This is a genomic window from Massilia sp. P1_C10 (assembly GCF_056406475.1).
In genome coordinates this window covers 1-20,429 of record NZ_JBFUAC010000005.1, presented here as the reverse complement: position 1 = coordinate 20,429, position 20,429 = coordinate 1, and the positions used below count along the sequence as shown (strand labels likewise).

The window sequence follows — 20,429 nt, the reverse complement described above, 5'->3', positions numbered from 1 at the left end:
GTTTGGTCGGTTAAACTACTGATACAAATACCCCAACATCATAGCAAATGGCAGACTCATGGCAGTAGTGCACAAGACAGTATTTCTCAGTTATAGCGCCGAGCAGATGTTCGACCTGGTCGCCAACGTCGAGGATTATCCGAAATTCCTGCCCTGGTGCGGCGGCGTGAAGGTGCTCGAAAAGACCGACAACAAGCTGGTGGCCTGCCTCGGCATCAACTTTCACGGCGTCAAACAGAGCTTCACGACCTCCAATACCAACACCCGGCCCACCCAGATGACGATGAAGCTGGTGGACGGCCCGTTCAAAGTGATGGACGGCGTGTGGACCTTCAAGGCGCTGCGTGCCGACGCCTGCAAAGTCGAATTCGACCTGAAATACGAGTTTTCCAGCATCATCCTCGAGCAGCTGATCGGCCCGGTGTTCGGCATGATCGCCAACAGCATGGTCGATTCCTTCTGCAAGCGCGCCGAGACGGTGTATGGCTGACATGCTGCACGTGTCGCTGTGCTACGCCACGCCGGAAATGGAACTGCTGCGCGAGTTCGAAGTGGCTGCCGGCACGACCATCGAGGCGGCGCTCGCGGCCAGCGGCGTGCTGGGCGCACTGGGGATCGACCTGGCGACGACGCCGGTCGGCATCTACGGCAAGAAAAAGCCGCTCGACACGGTGCTGCGCGAGCGCGACCGGATCGAGCTGTACCGCCCGCTGGTGGCGGACCCGAAGGATTCGCGGCGCCGGCGCGCGTCGCACAAGAAGGACGCTGCCGGCTAAACCCGCCTAGTGCTGGTAAATGCCGGCATGGTTGCCGGCGCCGTTCTGGCCGAGGCTGGCGGTAACGCCGGTCCCGATCTGCTTGATGTATCCGCTGTTCGACTCGCCGGGGCCGACGTAGGTCTGCACCAGGCTGGCGATGTTGTCGTTGCCCACCTGCTTGATCGACCCTTCGCTCGGCCCCTCCTGCAGGTGCGTGGCCAAATTGTTGTCCCCTGTCTGGGTGATCAGCGAACTCTGGTTGTGATAGCCGGGCCCCAGGGCAGGTCCGCCGATCAGGTAGGTGAACGCGGTGTTGCCGGTGCCGTTCTGCGCGATCGTGTTGAAGATGCTGTCGCCGTCGCGCACGATGCTGTCGACCGTGTTGTTGCTGCCCACCTGGTCGATGTGCGGGCTGCTGCCGAGCACGCGCTCGATGTCCAGCTTGATGGAATTGCCGGTTCCGGTTTGCGTGATGGTCGGTACGTTGTAGAGCGTGTCGTATTGCAGGACCGTGAGCCGGTTGTCCGAACCGTTCTGGGTCGCGCTGAAGCCGGAATCGGTCACAAAGTGCTGGTCCAGCGTAGCCTGGTTGTGGGTGCCGGTCTGGTAGATGACGCCATCGCTCCAGGTCTGTATGGTCTGCGTGATGTCGGCTGAATTGCCGGCGCCGCGCTGTTCAATGATCGCGTTCACCGGCAAGGCGACGCCGTTCTGCGCGATGTTGGCGGTATTCTCGTCACCCTCCTGGTAAATCCGGGCGTTGGCCAGCTCGAAGCGGTCGCGCTGGATAATGCCGGGGGTATGGGTGAGCGGATCTCCCGCATGGTTGTTATTGCCGATCTGGATGGTTGTCGCGACGGGCGTCGAGGATGCCGGCAACGGTCCCAGCTGTTCCGTGTAGGCGCTGTTGCCGACGCCTTGCTGGCTGATCGTCACTTGAGCGGCGGCGAAATTGCACGCGCACAGCGCGCCCAATGCGATTGCGGTGAGTGAGGTTTTCATCTGTTATCTCCTTTAATGCTGCACGATGGTGGCGGTCTTGCCGCTGCCGTACTGGGTGATGCGCGCGGATCCGTGTTGTCCGAACTGGTCGATGCGCGCCGTATTCAGGTTGCCGACCTGCTCGATTTCGGCGCGGTTGCCGAAGCCGTGCTGGCCGATGCTGGCCTCGTTGTCCTGTCCCTCCTGATGAATCGACGCCTGGTTGTCGTTGCCGAACTGTTCCACGGTGGCGTGGTTGTGCAGGCCGGACTGAGCGCCGGCCATGGCGTTGCGGCGTCCCGCCTGTTCGACGGCGAAGACGTTGCCGATGCCTTCCTGCAGCAAGGTGGCGGCCTGGGGCTTGCCGCTGAATGCGAGCTCCGGCGGCGCCAGGTCGGCGGCGTTGCCCGCGCCCCAGGCGCACAGGCAGAGCGCGGCGATCAGGGTTTTCATAGCGCCACCTTTTGAACGTCGAAACGGCTGTCGCCCTCGGCCGCGTAGCGCTGCAGCACCGGGTGCGACCAGGCGGCCGGGTCCTTCAGGGCCCAGTTGCCGTCGCGGATGCCCTGCACGATGAGGTGCGCGACGCCGGCTTCGATGGCCTCGTTGACGCACAGCTGGGTCGGCTCGTTGCGCGTCATGCCGCCTTCGATTTCCACCAGGTCCTTGACGTTGACGAACTTGAAGATGCTGGGGTGGATTTCGTAGGAGTAGATGGTCTTGGTGGTCGAGACGCTTTGCAGGATCTGGCCGCCGCGGATGTCGACGCTGCGCAGGTTGACGGTGACCTGGTCGACCCGGTACTGGGTGGACAGGCCGATGCCGAGAAAGCGGGCGCCGGCGCCGCCGGTGCGCACGTTGCTTTCGTAGGCGATGATGCCGCCTTCGATCAGCACCGAGGCGGCGATCAGCGGCGGGATCTGCACCGCCGGGGCGCCGGCCGGTTGCGGCATTTCGAGCGCGCGCACGATCTTGCGCTCGGTGAGCAGGTCCTGCAGGTTCTCGCGCTCGACCGGCATGAACCAGCCGGACTGCTTGAGGGCCTTGACCAGCATCGACGACGCACCCTGCGTCACCGCGGTGGAGAACGAGCTGTCCGGCGCCGGCTTGTACTGGCCGGTCTGGTCGCGCAGGCCGTACACGGCGACGGTGACCTTGCCGCTCGGCGGCGGCAGGCTGAGCAGGTCGCGCGTGACGCCGGTGACGGGTGCGCGCTGGGCGTCGGTGCGCACGTCCGACGGCGCGTGCCGGACCGCGCAGCCGCTTGCCGCCAGCAGCAGGGCCGCCGCCGCTGCGGCGCGGCGCGGGCTCATTGGCCCACCTCGAACGTGGTGGTCACGCCGGTCGATTTTTCGGTGGTGGTCACGCGCAGGATGCCGCCGCCCAGGTCGGTGACGGTGATGATGAAGTTGGCGGTGGTGAAGGTGCCCGGCACCAGCTTGCCGTCCTGGCCCATCAGCTTGGAGGTGGCGGCGGCGGCGAGCTGGCTGAGCACGGTGCGCTCGAGCGTCTGGTTGAACTGCGCCAGCGGCGACTGGTTGAAGGGCGACGATCCGCCCAGCGGTTCCTCCTTGTGCTTGTTGGTCGCCGCGGCCGAGGCCAGCAGGCCGGGCCCGTTGGCGGGATAGCCGCCGAAGTTCGGGTTGACCGGCAGGTAGACCAGTTCGGCGGCGCAGGCGCTGCCGGTGAGAAGTGCGAGGCCGGCTGCGACGTGGCGCCAGGCGGGTTGGGTGGACATGGTTGCTCCTTTACTTCACTTCAGATTTCATCGCGCGCCAGATCGGCGTCGTGGATCAGGCGGCTCTGCCCATCGGCCTCCAGCACCGCCCGCCAGGTGGTTTCGGCGGCTTGCTCCGCGCGCCCCTTGAGCGCCGCGCGCGATGCCGGCAACTGCATCTGGAACACGCGCCGATGGGAAAACTCGATCCAGACCTGGCTGCCGGAACGGGCCGAGGGACGCTCGTGGATCGCCAGCGTGTAGCGCTCGCTGTCCTGCTTGTCGCGCCAGGCGGCGGTGAAGTAGTCGCTGAACTCGCGCCCGGCGACGGTGATGGCCTGGCTCGTCACAATGCCGGTGGCGTCGGCCACGGAGTCGGCCGCATCCTGCGCCGTGGCCTGCACCACGGAGCAGGCCAGCCACAGGACGGGGGAACGCAGCCAGCGCGTGACGACGGACATGGCGGCCTCACTCAGTGCTGATAGATCCCGGCGTGGTTGTCGCTGCCGGACTGGAGGATCGATGCGGTGAAGCCGTTGCCCGCTTGCGTAATGTAGGCGGTGTTCTTCGGCGCGAAGGTGGTGTTTCCTTCTTGCAGGATGCCGGCATTGTTCAAGTCGCCGGTCTGCGCGATGGTGGCCTCGTTGAAACTGAGCGTTTGCGCCACACCCGCCAGGTTGCCGTTTCCGGTCTGGGTAATATTGGCGAAGCCTTCCTGGGCATCGGCCTGGATCACGATCGCGAGGTTGTCCATCCCGTTCTGCAAGGTCAGGGCCGAAGTGAAGCTGCCGCCGGTCTGGCTGGTGTAGGCCGTGTTGCGGTCGCCGGTCTGTTCGATGTGGACGGCGGAGTGGCCGGACGTGGTGTGCCACACGTCGATCTGGTTGTCGTTGCCGGTCTGGCGGGTCAGCGTCGACGCGTCGTTGAGGCCGTCGTTCATGATGTTGACGACGTTGCGGTCGCCGGTCTGGAAGGTCCAGCCGCCGCCGCCGCCGGTGTCGTGGTGCACCAGGTTGGCGGTGTTGTTATTGCCGTTCTGCTCGATCGACGTTTCGGAATTGAAGTACTGGTCCTCGACCAGGCTGGCCACGTTCTGGTCGCCCTTCTGCGTGATCGCGCCCATGTATTCGACCATGCCGTTGGTCTGGGCGATCGCGGCCCGGTTGTCATTGCCGTACTGCTCGATCCTGGCCGATTGCCCGGTCAGGGTCATGATGTTGGACTGCAAAATCCCGGGAACGTGGCCGGCCGGGTCGCCGGCGAAATTGTTGTTGCCGACCTGGATGATGCGCGCGGTGGTGGTGTCGTCGACCGCGCTTTGCTCGACGTAGGCGCTGTTGCCGACGCCCGTCTGGCTGGTGACGACGATGGGGCCGGCCCACGCGGCGGCGCCCGCGCAGGTGAGAATAGCGGCGGCGGCCGTCGCCGAAAGTCTGAGGTGCATGGTGAACTCCTTTGGGGGGAAACGATTCGGTTGCTTCGTTGGCAAACGTGCAAACGGATTGCATGAATTGAGTCTATCGACGAGTTCACTGCTGAGTTTGACCGTTGTCAGTGGTCGGAGAGCGGGGGATCAAGCCGGATCAAGGCAAACCTTGCGTTCCGGACTTGTTTCTTGGGGAATGTATGCAGGTGGAAACGGGGGCGCAGGCGCGGCCGCTGGAGCGCGGCCGCCGCGGTTGAATCGCCGCGTTCAGCGGCAGCTGGCCAGGATCTTGTCGGCCCGGGCGGCTTCGCGGGCGCGTTCCGTATCATCGATGAAACGGCGCTCGCCGTTGTTGTCCACCGTCGAAATGCGTGCGCCGGAATCGAGCGAGCGCTTGGCGGCCAGGGTGCGGCTGCAGTTCTCCGCTTTTTCCGCTTTCTGGCTTGCCTCGTCGCCGGCTTTTTTCGCCTGCTCGGCCTGATCCTTCCGGCGCTTGTTGTAGTCCGCGTTGCGGTCGGCCAGGCTCGGCGCCGGCCTGGCAGCCGATGTAGCAGCCGCGGCCGGCGTCAGCGCGGGCGGCGCATCAGCAGCGGCCGGCACGCCGCCGGGCGCCTTCAGGATGTTCTTCGACGGGATCGACGGCGGCGGCGAGCGGTCGGAATATTCCTTCACGCCTTTCTCGTTGATCCAGATGTATTGCGCCTGCGCCAGCGTGGTAAAGGCCAGCAGGACGACCGCGGCGGCGATGCGTCCGAGGGGAGGGTGGTTCATTGCAGATTCCAGTTCAGTTGCCGTACGTCACTACACTATGATTTCAGGCCGCTGTCAATCGCAAACCTCAGGATGAACCAAAGTGTTACACCTGGGTCTGACCGATGGGGTCAGACCCCGAAACGCCGCAACACCGGCAAAAAAACGGCGGCCTCCGGACGAGGGAGAGGAACTTCTGTATAATTCGCTTTTGCGCCTATAGGAAAACAACACTATGCGTCTTCTTCAAAAAGCACTCACGTTCGATGATGTGCTGCTCGTCCCGGCTTACTCGAACGTTCTGCCAGCCGACACTTCCCTCAAGACTCGCCTGACCCGCAATATTTCGCTGAACATCCCGCTGCTGTCGGCCGCGATGGATACCGTCACCGAAGCCCGCCTGGCGATCGCAATGGCGCAAGAGGGCGGCATCGGCATCATCCACAAGAACCTGAGCCCGAAGGACCAGGCCCGCGAAGTGGCGCGCGTCAAGCGTTTCGAGGCCGGCGTGCTGCGCGACCCGATCACGATCCCGCCGGACATGAAGATCCGCGACGTGATCAAGCTCACCGAACAATACGGCATCAGCGGCTTCCCTGTGGTTGAGGGCAAGACCGTGGTCGGCATCATCACCAACCGCGATTTGCGTTTCGAAGAAGAACTGGACGCCGAGGCGCGCGCCAAGATGACGCCGCGCGAAAAGCTGGTCTACGTCAAGGAAGACACCGACCCGGTCGAGGCCAAGCGCCTGATGAACAAGCACCGCCTCGAGCGCGTGCTGGTGGTCAACGACGCGTTCGAACTGCGCGGCCTGATCACCGTCAAGGACATCCAGAAGTCGCATGAGCACCCGTTCGCGTCGAAAGACGCGCTCGGCAAGCTGATCGTCGGCGCCGCCGTCGGCGTCAGCCAGCGCGACGAGGAACGCATCGACATGCTGGTCGCGGCCGGCGTCGACGTGCTGGTGGTCGACACCGCCCACGGTCACTCGCAGGGCATCCTCGACCGGGTGAAATGGATCAAGACCAAGTACCCGCACGTCGATGTCATCGGCGGCAACATCGCCACCGCGGCCGCCGCGCTGGCGCTGGTGGAATACGGCGCCGACGCGGTCAAGGTCGGCATCGGCCCGGGCTCGATCTGCACCACCCGCATCGTCGCCGGCGTCGGCGTGCCGCAGATCACCGCGATCTCCAACGTGTCGGACGCGCTCAAGGGCACCGGCGTGCCGTGCATCGCCGACGGCGGCATCCGCTTCTCGGGCGACATTTCCAAGGCGCTTGCCGCGGGCGCATCGACCGTCATGATGGGTTCGATGTTCGCCGGCACCGAAGAGGCGCCCGGCGAAGTGATCCTGTACCAGGGCCGCAGCTACAAGTCGTACCGCGGCATGGGCAGCCTGGGCGCGATGGCGGACGGCTCGGCCGACCGCTACTTCCAGGACGCCTCGGCCAAGGCCGACAAGTTCGTGCCGGAAGGGATCGAAGGGCGCGTGGCCTACAAGGGCAGCGTGCTGGCGATCATCTACCAGCTGGTCGGCGGCGTGCGCCAGTCGATGGGCTACTGCGGTTGTGCGTCGATCGAAGAGCTGCGCGAGAAGGCCGAATTTGTCGAGATCACCTCGGCCGGCATGAAGGAATCGCACGTGCACGACGTGCAGATCACCAAGGAAGCTCCGAACTACCGTTCCGAGTAAACACCAGAAACGCGGCGACCCAGTTCGCCGCGTTTGCATTTCCCGCCTCCGTTTTGTTTTACTAGAGTAGAGACAGCGCCCCACATGCATTCAAAAATCCTCATCCTCGATTTCGGTTCCCAAGTCACCCAGCTGATCGCGCGCCGCGTGCGCGACTCGGGCGTGTTTTCCGAAGTGTTTCCGTACGACGTCAGCGACGAGTTCGTGCGCAACTACGGCGCCGCCGGCGTGATCCTGTCGGGCAGCCACAGCTCCACGCTGGAAGGCGAGTCGGCGCGCGCGCCGCAGGCGGTGTTCGAGCTGGGCGTGCCGGTGCTGGGTATTTGCTACGGCATGCAGACCATGGCGGCCCAGCTGGGCGGCACGGTCGAGAACGGCCTGGTGCGCGAATTCGGTTACGCCGAGGTGCGCGCGCGCGGCCATACGGCGCTGCTGAACGGCATCAACGACTTCGTCACCGACGAGGGTCACGGCATGCTGAAAGTGTGGATGAGCCACGGCGACAAGGTGGTCGAGATGCCGCCGGGCTTCAAGCTGATGGGCAATACGCCGAGCTGCCCGATCGCCGCGATGGCCGACGAGGAGCGCCGCTTCTACGGCGTGCAGTTCCATCCGGAAGTGACGCACACGGTGCAGGGCAAGGCGATGCTGGGCCGCTTCGTGCACGAGATCTGCGGCTGCAAGTCGGACTGGAACATGCCTGACTACATCAGCGAAGCGGTCGAGAAGATTCGCGCGCAGGTCGGCACCGATGAAGTGATCCTGGGCCTGTCGGGCGGGGTCGATTCGAGCGTCGCCGCGGCGCTGATTCACCGCGCGATCGGCGACCAGCTGACCTGCGTGTTCGTCGACCACGGCCTGCTGCGGCTGGACGAAGGCAAAATGGTGATGGACATGTTCGCCAAGAACCTGGGCGTCAAGGTGATCCGCATCGACGCCGAAGCGCAGTTCCTCGGCCACCTGGCCGGCGTGACCGATCCGGAAGCGAAGCGCAAGATCATCGGCCGCGAGTTCGTCGAAGTGTTCCAGGTCGAGGCGGGCAAGCTGTCGAATGCGCGCTGGCTGGCGCAGGGGACGATCTATCCGGACGTGATCGAAAGCGCCGGCAAGGGCAAGAAGGGCCAGACCATCAAGAGCCACCACAACGTGGGCGGCCTGCCGGAGACGCTGAACCTGAAGCTGCTCGAGCCGCTGCGCGAACTGTTCAAGGACGAGGTGCGCAAGCTGGGCGTGGCGCTGGGCCTGCCGCACGACATGGTGTATCGCCATCCGTTCCCGGGTCCGGGGCTGGGCGTGCGCATCCTGGGCGAAGTGAAGAAGGAGTACGCGGACCTGCTGCGCCGCGCCGACGCGATCTTCATCGAAGAGCTGCGCAACACGGTGTTCGAGGCGGCGCCGATCGAAGGCATCGATTCGGGCGAGCTGCCGCGCAACTGGTACGAGGCGACCAGCCAGGCGTTCGCGGTGTTCCTGCCGGTGAAGTCGGTGGGCGTGATGGGCGACGGCCGCACTTATGAGTGGGTGGTGGCGCTGCGCGCGGTGCAGACGCTGGACTTCATGACGGCGCAGTGGGCGCACCTGCCGCACAGCCTGCTGGGCAAGGTGTCGAACCGGATCATCAACGAAGTGCGCGGGATTAATAGGGTTGTCTATGATATTTCCGGCAAGCCGCCAGCCACCATCGAGTGGGAGTGACGTACAGCCGAGCTAGCTAAAGCAAGCGACACCGACTGAACAACCCCGAGCCCCTGATTTTCAGGGGCTTTCTTTTGTGCGCCCAGCAAAGTTTCGACAATCCGATGCAGTTATTGGTGTGCCTGTCGCGATGTGTCAGGATTACACGGAAAAACTTCGCCGACGGCTGGGGCTTCGGCATGACACTCAACGATTTCGTGATGGAAATAATGCCTAGTTACACAGCGCATCGCCCGGGCTGTATCCCAAGGATTCGGCCGTGACGATTGTCGGCGACGTCGGCAGGGAAAAATGGAAGGGCAGCAATTTGAATAGCGGTTCGTATTGGACGGCATCGCAGCTGTTGGCGTTTCCGGTGCACACGCGGGCGCGGACCAGGCGAATGCAGGTGCTGCTGTAGGGGTCAACCAGGCAGTTGTGGCGATTTCGTGAGGGGCAAGCCGGCAGGGAGCCGGCCGGGATCGGCGTCATGGCAAGCGATCCGTTACCCTGCCGGGCCAAGTAAAGATAGTCGATGCGGATGTTCTGATCAGTGACGGGATCGCCGACGGCCAAGGTACCCGGCGTGGTCCGGAACACCGCTTGCAGCCGGGTGCGGTCGAGAGCGGCCGCGTTGTTAAAATCGATATTCGCCGCGGCCGTCGCAGCGATGCGGGTTGCCTGGGCGAGCGTGTTGTACATGTACATGATCCGCGCCAGTTCGATTATCCCGAACAAGAGCATGAAGTAGGCGAGCGCGATCAGCGCGAACTCCACCATGGCGAATCCCCGCTGCGCAGGGCGGCGTGCGCCCCGGAAAGGTGCGCCGCGTCGGTTAGTTGCCCACATAGTTGGTCGTCGCCACAGGGTTGAGGAGGATTTGCTCGCCGCCGGTGAAGTCCGAGGTAAGCGGGCCCAACAGCTCGTCATAGATGGGAATGCTGATCCTCACCGTGACATTCACCGGGATCTGGAATCCGAAGCACGTGTGCCCGTCGCACAGCACGTCCACCCCTGGACTGAAAGGGCCGGGGTTCAGTTCCGCTATCTCCTCCATGACGATTGCCCGGGCCACAGCGGCGACCGGTGCTTCGGTGCCGCCGGGGCCGGGCGTCTTGATCTCCGCCTGGTTGGCCGACGCCAGGAACCTGACCGCGTCCTGGGCCGCCTTTTGCGCTACCGCGTAATGCCAACAAACCCGCCCGAAAAGAAGGGGGGCCGCGAGCAGGATCAGCATCCATGGCAGCAGCACGGCAAATTCCACGGCCACGCTGCCGCGCGAACGTCGTCTCGCTTGTCGAACCGATTTCTTCATCAATATAGCTCCACTGGTCCGCTGAGCTGGGCCTCGCTCGCGGCCCCGGCGAACTCCGCACTGATTGTGGTGGCGTCCGCCTGCACCGTCATGAAGAACTTCCCGATCGCGAGTACGTTGGCGACTGAGCCGGCAACCGGGCAGGCCAGCAGGGGAATATTCAGCACGCGCCGGTTCTTTATCCCGGGACGGTACGCCGTTGGCGGCAACAGCCCGTAGGCCCCGCCGATGAAATACGGCGTGCTGGCGGCGCCAGCCGGATAGCTGCTCATCGTGGGTCCGTTGTTGTACAGGGAGTTCCAGATCGCCTGTGTCGCGGCGAACGGCGTATATCCGCTGGCAGGCTCGGTCTGCCCGGCAGACGACCATGGCACCGCGCGGGCATACGCCCACAGCGGTCCAATCAGCGTTTGCGTCGGGGCGATGGCCGGAACGGGATCGGCAATGGTTTGCAGGATGCCGTTACCGCTGTACGGCTTGGCCGCCTGCAGCGTCGGCTTCGGGTTCATCCAGCCCAGGGTAGCGGCGGGGTATTGCTTCACGTTCGAATCAGGGGGCGCGGCATTGGGGTCGCATTGCCCGCCGTACAGTGCGAAGCGCGAATTGAGATGATTGAACAGCGAGCCGATGGGAAATCCGGCCTGCACGCTCACCGAACCGCCGGTGATCTTTGGCAGCGCCACGGTTCCCGTGCAAACGTACGGCCCGACCGTCGCCAAATCGAAGTTGGATGCCGCACTGCCGCTTCCGGGCTTGGAAATCGGGTCGATCAGAAAGTTGGCGCGCGCCGTGCCCTGGGAGTTGAGATTCATTAAATCATAGCTGACGCCGCGCCGGAATCCGTATTCGATGAGCTCGTTGTTCCCCGATGGGTTGGACCGCTGCGCTGCCGCGGTGGGCGACATCGCGCAAATGCCGAGCGGCGTCACACTCAGACGGCTCTTGCCCGCGACCGCGACGTGGCCGACGTCGACCGACCCAGGAGTGGAGGGCAGCACCGGCATGAAGTACAGGTTGACATTGCCATACTCCGGATTGAGGCGCCGGGTGTCCACTCTGACATACATCAACGCCCCAGGCGCTGCGGACGCGGCCGTTGAATCGAGCCAGCCGCCAATTCCGCCGTCCGGCCCCTGGCCAAATTGAATCGCCGTGTCGGACCAGGCCATCGCGGCGGTGTAGTTGTAGCTGGGTTTGTAGGGGCTGGTTTCGACGATATCACGGGCCGCCGCCCGCGCGTCGTCGATGCCGGCCGCGGTTCCGTTCAACCGCTTCGCCGCGGCGATGGCAATCGTATTGGCAAGCCCCTGCATTTCCGCTTTCCGGTTGTAGACGCGCGACAGATCCAGCGCCAGGCCGATGAAGCCGATGAGAACTGCCAGGCTGCCGGCGAAAATGACAGCAACAGCGCCACGCTGTCCGCAATCTCCGCGCCGCGGCCGTGCCCCGTTCGCCGCGCAACGGGCATAACGGAACGATCGCCTGGCCATCTCCTTCATTCGCTTTTCTCCCACGTTGACGGACCTCATGGATTCCGCAAAAAAAAAATTAAGCTCGATCAAGAAAAAGTCTAATACCGCAAGCATTCCTGTTTTTTGATCTGCGGCAATCTTTCGGAAAAACACTGGCTAGGGGAAGCGAAATTCGACCATCCGGGTGCCGGAACGAAAATTTCGAGCGCCACTGAGCGCGCGCAAGCAAGGGCAAACGTGTGCTTGAGGCGCGTTGTTGAGTGACGCAAACTGTCCGGACGGCAAAACAAATCGCAAGCGGGCGTCCAACCGGTCCGCTCGACTTCAAGGAGCGATGATGACAAATGCGCATAGCGACGCGAACCCGCTGGCGGCCAATTTTGCCTTCAGCGCATTCGTTTTTGCGGGGTTCGCTTGGGCGCTGCTCGCGGCCCAGTTGAGTGCGGTTGGCGCCGGCGTCCGGGCGCACCTGCTGGGATCATCGATCGGCGGCTTCATCTTCGCGGTCGCGATCCGCCGCTTCCGGCGATGGTGGGTTCCTGGCGCGCAGAACGGCGGTCCGGTCCGGCGCTCCGGCCGCCCGCTGTTTCGCATCAATGATTTACCCGTCTTGCTCGCGCTGGCGGCGATGGGAACAGTGCTCGGCTTGACGGCCCGGGCTGGAATATTTACCTTGCTTGTGGTCGTCGCCACCGCCTTCAGCTTCTTGCCCTGGTCCAGGATCGGCTTCTGCCGCGATCACTGTTATCTCTCCTGCGGCGTGTTTGCCGCTGTCGCGCTAGTGGCGCTTCTGGTTGGCAAGGCCAGCCAGCCGCCGATTCATTACATGCTGTGTGCATGGTTAGTGTGGAGCATCGCTCTCTCGGAATTGCTCGTGACGAGCAAAAAGCCTCCCGCCTCGGCTCTCGCACCGATGCCGGCGGAGTAATTTGCGGGCGCCGCCTCGCTACGCCGCAGGCAGATCGTGCCGCCGCCGCAACCGTCCGGGGCAGAGCGATCCATGTCGATGTGAAAAAATTCGTGGTCGGGCTCAGGTAACAGAAAAAGCACTCCGTTCCGGTTCAATGCTGAGAACGCGGCGGCAGGTTAAAATCACACCTTCCGCGGTTTCCCAACTGGCCTGCCGGCGCATGCATCGACGTTTCGTTCGATCTAACCGATGCTGCCGCGCGATTGCACCGCCACCCGCCCAAGAATAATCCAGCAAACAGGAACACCAGATGTCCACTTCGAATTCCAATATTGCGCAGCCATCGCTGGGCCGGCGCATTTCTCTCGCTTTCGGCAATTTTTTCCGCACGCTGTCCGATGCGGATTTTGCCGGCCGCGTCGAGCGCATCGACCAGGTCGTGGCCGAGCCGACACCGGCCGAGCCGCCGAAGGCCACCGCGCCGATCATCAAGCAAGCGTCGCCTGACGCCGCGCTCCAGCTATTAAGCCTGCTCCAGCGCGACGCGCGCCTGATCGATTTCGTGCAGGAGAACCTGTCCGGCTTTTCCGACGCCGAGATCGGCGCCGCCGCGCGCGTGGTGCATGACGGCTGCCGCAAGGTGCTGGCCGAGCACTTCACGATCGCCAGCGTGCGCACCGAGGCCGAAGGCAGCCGCATCACCCTGAACGAAGGCTTCGACGCCGCCGCCGTTCGCCTGACCGGCAACGTGGTCGGTGCCGCGCCGTTCAACGGCAGCCTGAGTCACCGCGGCTGGCGCGCCACCGAAGTGCGCCTGCCGAAACTGGTCGGCAGCCACGACGCGACGATCCTGGCGCCGGCGGAGGTCGAACTGTGAGCGCGCCGCGCTTCGCCATCGGTATCGACCTCGGCACCACCCACAGCGCACTCGCGTTCACCGACCTGGCCGCGAGCGACGGCGAGAAGACGGTGCACGGCGTCCTTGAGGTTCCCCAGCTGACGGCGCCCGGTGCGGTCGAAGGCCAATCCCTGCTGCCGTCGTTCCTGTATTTGCCGCACCCGGCCGAAACAGCGCCCGGAGACCTCGACCTGCCGTGGATCGGCGGCCAGGATTACGTCGTCGGCCAGCTGGCGCGCCAGCTCGGCGCGACGACGCCGATCCGCCTGGTCGCCAGCGCCAAGAGCTGGCTGTGCCACCCGGGCGTCGACCGCCGCGCGGCGATCCTGCCGAACGACGCGCCGCCGGAAGTGGCGCGCGTCTCGCCGCTGGAAGCGTCGATCCGCTACCTGACCCACCTGCGCGAGGCGTGGGACCACGCCCATCCCGAGGCGCCGTTCCGCGAGCAGGACGTCACCGTCACCATCCCCGCGTCGTTCGATCCCGCGGCGCGCGAGCTGACGGCCGAGGCGGCGCGCGCCGCCGGCTACGATTCGCTCACTTTGCTGGAAGAGCCGCAGTCGGCGCTCTACCACTGGATCCAGGCCAGCCAGGGCCGCTGGCGCAAGGAGGTCAAGCCGGGCGACATCATCCTCGTCGTCGACGTCGGCGGCGGCACCAGCGACTTTTCGCTGATCGCGGTGGTCGAGCGTGAGGGCAACCTCGAACTGCACCGCGTCGCGGTAGGCGATCACATCCTGCTCGGCGGCGACAACATGGACCTGACGCTGGCGCACGTGGTGGCGCGCAAGCTCGCCGGCGCCGGCACCCAGCTCGATGCATGGCAAATGCGCGCACTGACCTACGCCTGCCGCGCCGCCAAGGAGAGCCTGCTGTCCGATGCCGGCGCTGCCTCGGTACCGATCGTCGTGCCGAGCCGCGGCTCGAAGCTGATCGGCGGCTCGATCCGCACCGAGCTGACGCGCGACGAGGTCACTTCCGTGATCCTCGAAGGCTTCTTCCCGCAGGTCGACGCCGCGGCACGGCCCGCCGTGCGCACCCGCGCCGGCCTGACCCAGCTCGGTCTGCCGTTCGCCCAGGACGCCGGCATCACGCGCCACCTGGCCGGTTTCCTCGGCCGGCAGGTCGGAGCGATCAGCGAACTCGAAGGCTTCGCCGGCAAGGTCGATCCGGCGGCGAGCTTCCTGCATCCGACCGCGGTGCTGTTCAACGGCGGCATATTCAAGTCGTCGCTGCTCGTCGAACGCACGCTGGCCACGCTGAACGCATGGCTGGCTGCCGACGGCGCGGCCCCTGCGCGCGTGCTGGAAGGCGCCGACTTCGACCTGGCCGTGGCGCGCGGCGCCGCCTACTACGGCTACGTCAAGCGCGGCGAAGGCGTGCGCATTCGCGGCGGCACGGCGCGCTCCTATTACGTCGCGATCGAATCGTCGATGCCCGCCATCCCCGGCATGGAGCCGCCGATCACCGCGCTGTGCGTGGCGCCGTTCGGCATGGAGGAGGGCGCGGAAGCGGTGCCGATGGAGCAGGAATTCGGCCTGGTGGTGGGTGAGCCGGTCCACTTCCGCTTCTTCGGGTCGTCGGTGCGGCGCCAGGACCAGATGGGCACCCAGCTCGATTTCTGGGGCCCGGACGAACTGCAGGAGCTCGATGAAATCGAAGCCACGCTGCCGGCCGACGGCAGGCAGGCCGGCGAGATCGTCCAGGTGAAGTTGCAGGCCAGGGTCACCGAAGCCGGCACCCTGGAGCTGTCGGCAGTACCGCGCAGCGGCGGCGAACGCTGGGACGTCGAATTCGACGTGCGCGGCGCCAGCCAGGCCTGATGACGCGCAAACGCCACGTCGTCGGCATCGACCTCGGCACCACCAACACGGTGGTGGCCTTTGCCGAAGCCGGCGCCGACGCCATCCGCCTGTTCGACATCGAACAGCTGGTCGCTCCCGGCGAGATCAAGGCCCGGCCATTGCTGCCGTCGCTGCGCTTCCATCCGGCCGAAGGCGAACTGGCGCAAGGCGCGCTGCAGCTGCCGTGGGCGTCCGAAGAAGGCCACGTGATCGGAACCCTGGCGCGCAAGCTTGGCGCGCAGGTCCCTGGCCGCCTGGTGTCCAGCGCCAAGAGCTGGCTGTCGCATGCCGCGGTGGACCGGCTGGCGCCGATCCTGCCATGGGGCGCTCCGGCCGACGTGCCGAAGGTGTCGCCGGTCGACGCCAGCGCGAGCTACCTGGCTCACGTGCGCGCGGCGTGGAACGCACGCTTTCCGGATGCGCCTCTGGAGCAGCAGGAGGTAGTGCTGACCGTCCCCGCATCGTTCGACGAGGGTGCGCGCGCGTTGACGCTGCGTGCCGCGCAACAGGCGGGCCTGCCGGCCGTGCGGCTGCTGGAGGAGCCGCAAGCGGTCTTCTACGACTGGCTGTTCCGGCATCGCGACAGCCTCGAGACCGATCTCGCGCATACGCGCCTGGTGCTGGTCTGCGATGTCGGCGGCGGCACGACCGATCTTAGTCTGATCAAGGTGGAATTGGGCGGAGGCGAGCCGACACTAACGCGCATCGGCGTCGGCAAGCACCTGATGCTGGGCGGTGACAACATGGACCTGGTGCTGGCGCACATGGTCGAAGCGCGCCTGAACGCGGGAGAAGGCGGGCGCTTGTCGGCCGGCCGGCTGTCGCAACTGGTCGAGCGATCCCGCGCCGCAAAAGAGGAACTGCTCGCCGCCGGCGCGCCCGAGCAGGTGCAGGTGACGCTGCTCGGCGCCGGCGCCAAACTGATTGGCGGCAGCCGTTCGGCGACGCTGACGCGCGACGAGGTGGCGCGCGCTATCATCGAGGGCTTCTTCCCGAAGGTCGGTCCGGCCGAACAGGCGCAGCATCGCCGCGCAGGCATCGTCGAATTCGGCCTGCCGTATGCCAGCGATGCGGCGATCACGCGCCACGTCGCCAGCTTCCTCGCGCAGCACGCGGCGGCCGCGCGCGAGGCGCTCGGCCTGCCAGCCGGTGAAACGCGGCCCGTTCCCGACACGCTGCTGCTGAACGGTGGCGTTTTCCGCGCCGCGGCCCTGGCCAGCCGGCTCGAAGAAACGCTGGCGGCGTGGCGCGGCGAGCCGCTGCGGCTTCTGCACAACGACAATCCCGACGTCGCCGTCGCCCGCGGCGCGGTTGCGTATGCGCTGGCACGCGAGGGGCTGGCGCCGAAAATCGGCGGCGGTTCGCCGCGCAGCTATTTCCTTGTTCTCGACGATGGTGCGAAGGCCATTTGCGTTCTGCCACGCGGCAGCGAGGAAGGTCGCGAGATCGTGCTCGACGATCGCGTGTTCGCGCTGCGTCTTGGCCGGCCGGTGCGGTTTCACCTTGTCTCGTCGACTGCCGATGCGGGCAATCAGCCGCCGCCGGTGGTGGGCCAGGTCATCGATTTGCACGAAGGCGATTACGCGCCCTTGCCGCCGATCGAGACCGTCCTTCGCGGCGGCAGCAAGCAGCAGATCCCGATCCGGCTGGCGACCTCGCTCACCGAAGTCGGCACGCTCGAGATGCACTGCGTCGCCACCGACGATCCGCGCCAGCGCTGGCTGCTCGAGTTCCAGCTGCGCGGCGATGGCGCCGAGTCCGAGGCAGTGGAGGCCATCTATCCCATGCCGCCGCACTTCGACCAGGCCATCGAGAAGGTCGAACGGGTGTTCGGCAGCCGCGGCCAGCAAGTGCCGCCGAAGGAAGTCAGGCAGCTGCGGCGCGACCTGGAAAAGCTGCTCGGCGGCCGCGAGCAATGGCACACGCCCCTGCTGCGCAAGCTGTTCGACGCCTTGCTGCAACGCGCGCGCGGACGGCGGCGCTCGGCCGAACACGAAACGGTGTGGCTGAACCTGGCCGGATACTGCCTGCGTCCCGGCTTCGGCTACGCCCTCGATCCGTGGCGCATCGAGCAGCTGTGGGCGATGTTCGAAACCGGCGTCCAGCATCATTCGAACGCGCAGGCGAGTACCGAGTGGTGGACGCTGTGGCGGCGCGTCGCCGGCGGCCTGGACAAGGACGCGCAACTGCGCCTGCTCGATGACTTCGCATTCAATGTGCAGCTGGACAAATCAGAGCGCGGCAAGCGTCCGGTCACGCTGGTGCGCGCCAGCCGCGACGAGATGATGCGGCTGGCCGCGACGCTCGAGCGCATCCCGGCCGACTACAAGATCGAGATCGGCGCCTGGCTGCTTGAGGTGCTGAAGGCGGCGCCCGATGCGCAGGCGCTGGCGGCGCTCGGCCGTGTCGGCGCGCGCCAGCCGTTCCACGGCAGCGCGCATGAAGTGGTGCCGCCGGAGGTGGTCGCTGACTGGCTGGAGGCGATTCTCGGATTCGACTGGAAGCGCGTCGACGCCGCCGCCTTCGCCGCGGCGCACATTGCGCGCATGACCGGGGACCGCTCGCGCGAGGTGTCCGACGAGCTCAGAACAAGGATCATCGAGCGGCTGGCATCGAGCGGCGCCGCGCCGACGTGGATTGCGATGGTGCGCGAGGCAGGCAGCCTGGATCAGGCGGTCGAACAGCGCATGCTGGGCGATTCGCTGCCGCCCGGACTGACCCTGATCGAAGGACCGGCGGCGTGATTCGCACAGCACTATTGAGCGATCTCGATCGGCTGGAGATACTTGAGCAGTCAAGCTTTTTTTGCGACGCGGTGAATCGCCGCAGCATGCGCCACTTCCTGCGCAGTGATGCGGCCGTAATTCTGCTCGACGAGCGAGACGGCGTGCTGCGCGGCCACGTCGTCGTGCGTTTCAACGCGCGTCACCGCATCGCGCGCATCTATTCGATTGCGGTGGATCGCGCATCCCAGGGGCAGGGCGTCGGCCTGGCGCTGGTGGCGGCGGCCGAAGCGGCGGCGAGGGAGCGCGGACGGACGAAGGTCCGGCTCGAAATCAGCGTCGACAACGCGGCCTCGCAAGCGCTGTTCAAGCGCGCGGGCTACACCGTGTTTGGCAAATACGAAGAGTACTATGAAGACGGCGGCGCTGCGCTTCGCCTCGAAAAGCGCATCGGCGACTCTCCCATTTGATTGGACTATGCAAAAACTCATCTCTGAAATCAAGCGGCTGTACCTGATGGATGGCCAGCGATACCGCGAACACGGCGACGCGGCGCCGGCGTCCCTGTCGACGTCCGTGTTCGAACAGCACCTGCTGGGCGTGCGTTCGATCTCGCTCGAACTGGTGACGGAGCAAGGCCTGACGCGTGCGCTGGTGCTCGATTTCGACGCTGCGGACGCCGGCAAGGGCGAGCAGCACTGGCGCGACCTGTGCGTGGTTGCCAATGCGTTGCAGGAGCAGCTGAAGCTTCCGGCGCCCGCGGTGAGCATCACGGGACGCAGCGGCTATGCGCTATGGCTGTCGCTGGCCGAGCCGGTACCGGTGGCCGATGCCCGCGAGTTCCTGCACCTTCTGCGCAAGACCTGCCTGCCGGAGTCGCCGGCGCGGGTCGACGACCAGCCTCGCCGCTGGGCCGAGCCGCCGCCATGCCGCCAGGCCAACGGCAAGTGGGCGGCGTTCATCCATCCGAGCATGGGCGCTTCGTTCGCCGAGGATCCGGGCCTGGAGATGGCGCCGCCGATCAGCGCGCAGGTCGGCTTCCTGGAAGGCCTGTCCAGCATCACGCCGGCGGAGTTCGCGCAGGCCCTGAAAACGCTGCGGCCGGACCAGGCGCCGATGGCGGCGCAGGTTGCGCCCGTCGCCGCGGGCTTGCTGCTGAAGGACGCCACCATCGAAGACATCGTGAAGTATCTGCACTCGAAGAACATCGAACCGACGTTCCGCCATATCAAGGCGGACGATCGATGAGCCGGTCGTTGCGCGCCCTGGCGCTTGATGCGCTACTGGAGCCGGACCCGGCGACCAAGATGACGGCCGTCGCGGCAATGGCCGGCTCCCCGGTGGACGCCGGCGCCGCGATCGCGATGAGCGGCGAGATCCCCGGCCGGCCGCAGCGTCCGGAGCTGGTGCCACCGCGCCTGGTCGGGCGGCGCTCGATGGTGACCGTGGAAGGGCGGGCGATGCTGGTCCACGCGCTGGCTCACATCGAATTCAACGCGGTCAACCTGGCGCTCGATGCGCTGGCGCGGTTCGGCGGTATGCCGGACGAGTACTACCTCGACTGGCTGCGCGTGGCCAGCGAGGAGGCGACCCATTACTCGATGCTGGCCGTTCACCTCAAGACGCTCGGCTACGAGTACGGCGATTTTCCGGCCCACGACAGCTTGTGGGAGATGGTCGCCAAGACCACCGACGACGTGATGGCGCGCATGGCGCTGGTGCCGCGTACCCTGGAGGCGCGCGGCCTCGATGCAATCCCGCCGCTGCGGGCGAAGCTGGCGCAGGCCGGCGACATGGAGGCGGCGCGCATCCTCGACATCATCCTGCGCGACGAAGTGGGGCACGTCGAAATCGGCAACCGCTGGTATGGCTATTTGTGCCTGCAGCGCGGACTGGAGCCGCGCGCGACGTACGCGGAGCTGGCGATAAAATACGCGGCGCCCACTTTGCGCGGCCCGTTCAACCTCGAAGCGCGCCGCCGCGCGGGCTTTACCGAGGACGAACTGCTCGCGCTGCCGGGGTCTGGTCTGAAGTGCCACCTAAAAGTTGGACGCCAACTTTTAGGTGGTTTATGACAAAGTATGACGAGCAATTCAAGCTGGCCGTCGTCCGTCAGTATCTTGATGGCGATATAGGCTACAAGCAGCTGGCCAGGCAGCGCGGGCTTGCGCATTCGATGGTCCATCGTTGGATTAGCTGGTTCCAGGCTCATGGCACGTTCATCGCGGGCAATCAGGTCGGCCCGTATAGCGCCGACTTCAAGCT

The 20,429-nt window shown here is 65.6% G+C and carries 22 protein-coding genes; 12 read left to right on the top strand and 10 right to left on the bottom strand.

Annotated elements, in window-relative coordinates; genetic code table 11:
- The first annotated feature begins 58 nt into the window (after positions 1 to 58).
- Positions 59 to 490 carry a type II toxin-antitoxin system RatA family toxin gene (locus AC1D02_RS12390; RefSeq protein ID WP_477317212.1) on the top strand — a complete coding sequence of 144 codons (432 nt, stop codon included), beginning with the start codon at positions 59 to 61 and terminating at the stop codon, positions 488 to 490.
- Positions 483 to 776 (top strand): RnfH family protein, encoded by a 294-nt coding sequence (locus AC1D02_RS12385; RefSeq protein WP_477317210.1) that lies wholly within the window; start codon positions 483 to 485, stop codon positions 774 to 776. Before AC1D02_RS12390 ends, AC1D02_RS12385 begins: the two co-directional genes overlap by 8 nt.
- Before the next feature lie 6 nt (positions 777 to 782).
- On the opposite strand, the gene AC1D02_RS12380 is transcribed toward AC1D02_RS12385, so the two are convergent.
- The 7 genes from AC1D02_RS12380 to AC1D02_RS12350 all read right to left on the bottom strand — a co-directional run bounded on the left by AC1D02_RS12380 (position 783) and on the right by AC1D02_RS12350 (position 5,653).
- Positions 783 to 1,760 (bottom strand): hypothetical protein, encoded by a 978-nt coding sequence (locus AC1D02_RS12380; protein WP_477317208.1) that lies wholly within the window; start codon positions 1,758 to 1,760, stop codon positions 783 to 785.
- Between the two features lie 12 nt (positions 1,761 to 1,772).
- Complete coding sequence (locus tag AC1D02_RS12375) at positions 1,773 to 2,192, bottom strand: hypothetical protein (RefSeq protein WP_477317206.1); 420 nt, start codon at positions 2,190 to 2,192, stop codon at positions 1,773 to 1,775.
- Positions 2,189 to 3,052 carry a CsgG/HfaB family protein gene (locus tag AC1D02_RS12370; protein ID WP_477317204.1) on the bottom strand — a complete coding sequence of 288 codons (864 nt, stop codon included), beginning with the start codon at positions 3,050 to 3,052 and terminating at the stop codon, positions 2,189 to 2,191. Before AC1D02_RS12370 ends, AC1D02_RS12375 begins: the two co-directional genes overlap by 4 nt.
- Positions 3,049 to 3,477 (bottom strand): curli assembly protein CsgF, encoded by a 429-nt coding sequence (locus AC1D02_RS12365; RefSeq protein WP_477317202.1) that lies wholly within the window; start codon positions 3,475 to 3,477, stop codon positions 3,049 to 3,051. The genes AC1D02_RS12370 and AC1D02_RS12365 overlap by 4 nt, the downstream gene beginning before the upstream one ends.
- Positions 3,478 to 3,497: 20 nt before the next feature.
- Complete coding sequence (locus AC1D02_RS12360) at positions 3,498 to 3,917, bottom strand: CsgE family curli-type amyloid fiber assembly protein (protein WP_477317200.1); 420 nt, start codon at positions 3,915 to 3,917, stop codon at positions 3,498 to 3,500.
- Positions 3,918 to 3,928: 11 nt separating this feature from the next.
- Positions 3,929 to 4,900, bottom strand: a complete 972-nt coding sequence (locus AC1D02_RS12355) for a hypothetical protein (protein ID WP_477317198.1) — start codon at positions 4,898 to 4,900, stop codon at positions 3,929 to 3,931.
- A gap of 249 nt (positions 4,901 to 5,149) precedes the next feature.
- Positions 5,150 to 5,653 (bottom strand): DUF4124 domain-containing protein, encoded by a 504-nt coding sequence (locus AC1D02_RS12350; RefSeq protein ID WP_477317196.1) that lies wholly within the window; start codon positions 5,651 to 5,653, stop codon positions 5,150 to 5,152.
- Positions 5,654 to 5,867: 214 nt separating this feature from the next.
- Here AC1D02_RS12350 and guaB point away from each other — a divergent pair, with 214 nt between their 5' ends.
- The gene (gene guaB, locus AC1D02_RS12345) at positions 5,868 to 7,328 is read left to right on the top strand and encodes an IMP dehydrogenase (protein WP_477317194.1); all 1,461 of its coding nucleotides are present in this window, start codon (positions 5,868 to 5,870) and stop codon (positions 7,326 to 7,328) included.
- Between the two features lie 84 nt (positions 7,329 to 7,412).
- On the top strand, positions 7,413 to 9,023 hold the full coding sequence (guaA, locus tag AC1D02_RS12340; RefSeq protein ID WP_477317192.1) for a glutamine-hydrolyzing GMP synthase: 1,611 nt from the start codon (positions 7,413 to 7,415) through the stop codon (positions 9,021 to 9,023).
- Between the two features lie 213 nt (positions 9,024 to 9,236).
- Here guaA and AC1D02_RS12335 read toward each other — a convergent pair whose 3' ends face one another.
- From AC1D02_RS12335 to AC1D02_RS12325, 3 genes are read right to left on the bottom strand one after another with little or no spacing between them, the layout of a single operon-like run.
- Positions 9,237 to 9,782, bottom strand: coding sequence for a TadE family protein (locus AC1D02_RS12335; protein WP_477317190.1), 546 nt, complete (start codon positions 9,780 to 9,782; stop codon positions 9,237 to 9,239).
- A 55-nt stretch (positions 9,783 to 9,837) separates the two neighbouring features.
- On the bottom strand, positions 9,838 to 10,317 hold the full coding sequence (locus AC1D02_RS12330) for a TadE/TadG family type IV pilus assembly protein (protein WP_477317188.1): 480 nt from the start codon (positions 10,315 to 10,317) through the stop codon (positions 9,838 to 9,840).
- Positions 10,317 to 11,903 (bottom strand): TadE/TadG family type IV pilus assembly protein, encoded by a 1,587-nt coding sequence (locus AC1D02_RS12325; RefSeq protein ID WP_477317186.1) that lies wholly within the window; start codon positions 11,901 to 11,903, stop codon positions 10,317 to 10,319. The genes AC1D02_RS12330 and AC1D02_RS12325 overlap by 1 nt, the downstream gene beginning before the upstream one ends.
- A 220-nt stretch (positions 11,904 to 12,123) precedes the next feature.
- Here AC1D02_RS12325 and AC1D02_RS12320 point away from each other — a divergent pair, with 220 nt between their 5' ends.
- The 8 genes from AC1D02_RS12320 to AC1D02_RS12285 form a co-directional block, all read left to right on the top strand.
- Positions 12,124 to 12,717, top strand: a complete 594-nt coding sequence (locus AC1D02_RS12320) for a hypothetical protein (protein ID WP_477317184.1) — start codon at positions 12,124 to 12,126, stop codon at positions 12,715 to 12,717.
- 292 nt (positions 12,718 to 13,009) lie between these two features.
- Positions 13,010 to 13,576, top strand: a complete 567-nt coding sequence (locus AC1D02_RS12315) for a DUF2760 domain-containing protein (protein WP_477317182.1) — start codon at positions 13,010 to 13,012, stop codon at positions 13,574 to 13,576.
- Positions 13,573 to 15,420, top strand: coding sequence for an Hsp70 family protein (locus AC1D02_RS12310; protein WP_477317180.1), 1,848 nt, complete (start codon positions 13,573 to 13,575; stop codon positions 15,418 to 15,420). Before AC1D02_RS12315 ends, AC1D02_RS12310 begins: the two co-directional genes overlap by 4 nt.
- Entirely contained in the window at positions 15,420 to 18,185 is a 2,766-nt protein-coding gene (locus tag AC1D02_RS12305; protein WP_477317178.1) for an Hsp70 family protein, read from the top strand. The genes AC1D02_RS12310 and AC1D02_RS12305 overlap by 1 nt, the downstream gene beginning before the upstream one ends.
- Positions 18,182 to 18,634 carry a GNAT family N-acetyltransferase gene (locus AC1D02_RS12300; protein WP_477317176.1) on the top strand — a complete coding sequence of 151 codons (453 nt, stop codon included), beginning with the start codon at positions 18,182 to 18,184 and terminating at the stop codon, positions 18,632 to 18,634. Before AC1D02_RS12305 ends, AC1D02_RS12300 begins: the two co-directional genes overlap by 4 nt.
- A 7-nt stretch (positions 18,635 to 18,641) precedes the next feature.
- On the top strand, positions 18,642 to 19,412 hold the full coding sequence (locus AC1D02_RS12295) for a TOTE conflict system archaeo-eukaryotic primase domain-containing protein (protein ID WP_477317174.1): 771 nt from the start codon (positions 18,642 to 18,644) through the stop codon (positions 19,410 to 19,412).
- Positions 19,409 to 20,239, top strand: coding sequence for a ferritin-like domain-containing protein (locus AC1D02_RS12290; protein WP_477317172.1), 831 nt, complete (start codon positions 19,409 to 19,411; stop codon positions 20,237 to 20,239). The genes AC1D02_RS12295 and AC1D02_RS12290 overlap by 4 nt, the downstream gene beginning before the upstream one ends.
- Positions 20,236 to 20,429 (top strand): transposase (locus AC1D02_RS12285; RefSeq protein WP_477317170.1); only part of this gene is annotated, 194 nt, incomplete at its 3' end. The genes AC1D02_RS12290 and AC1D02_RS12285, both read left to right, overlap by 4 nt.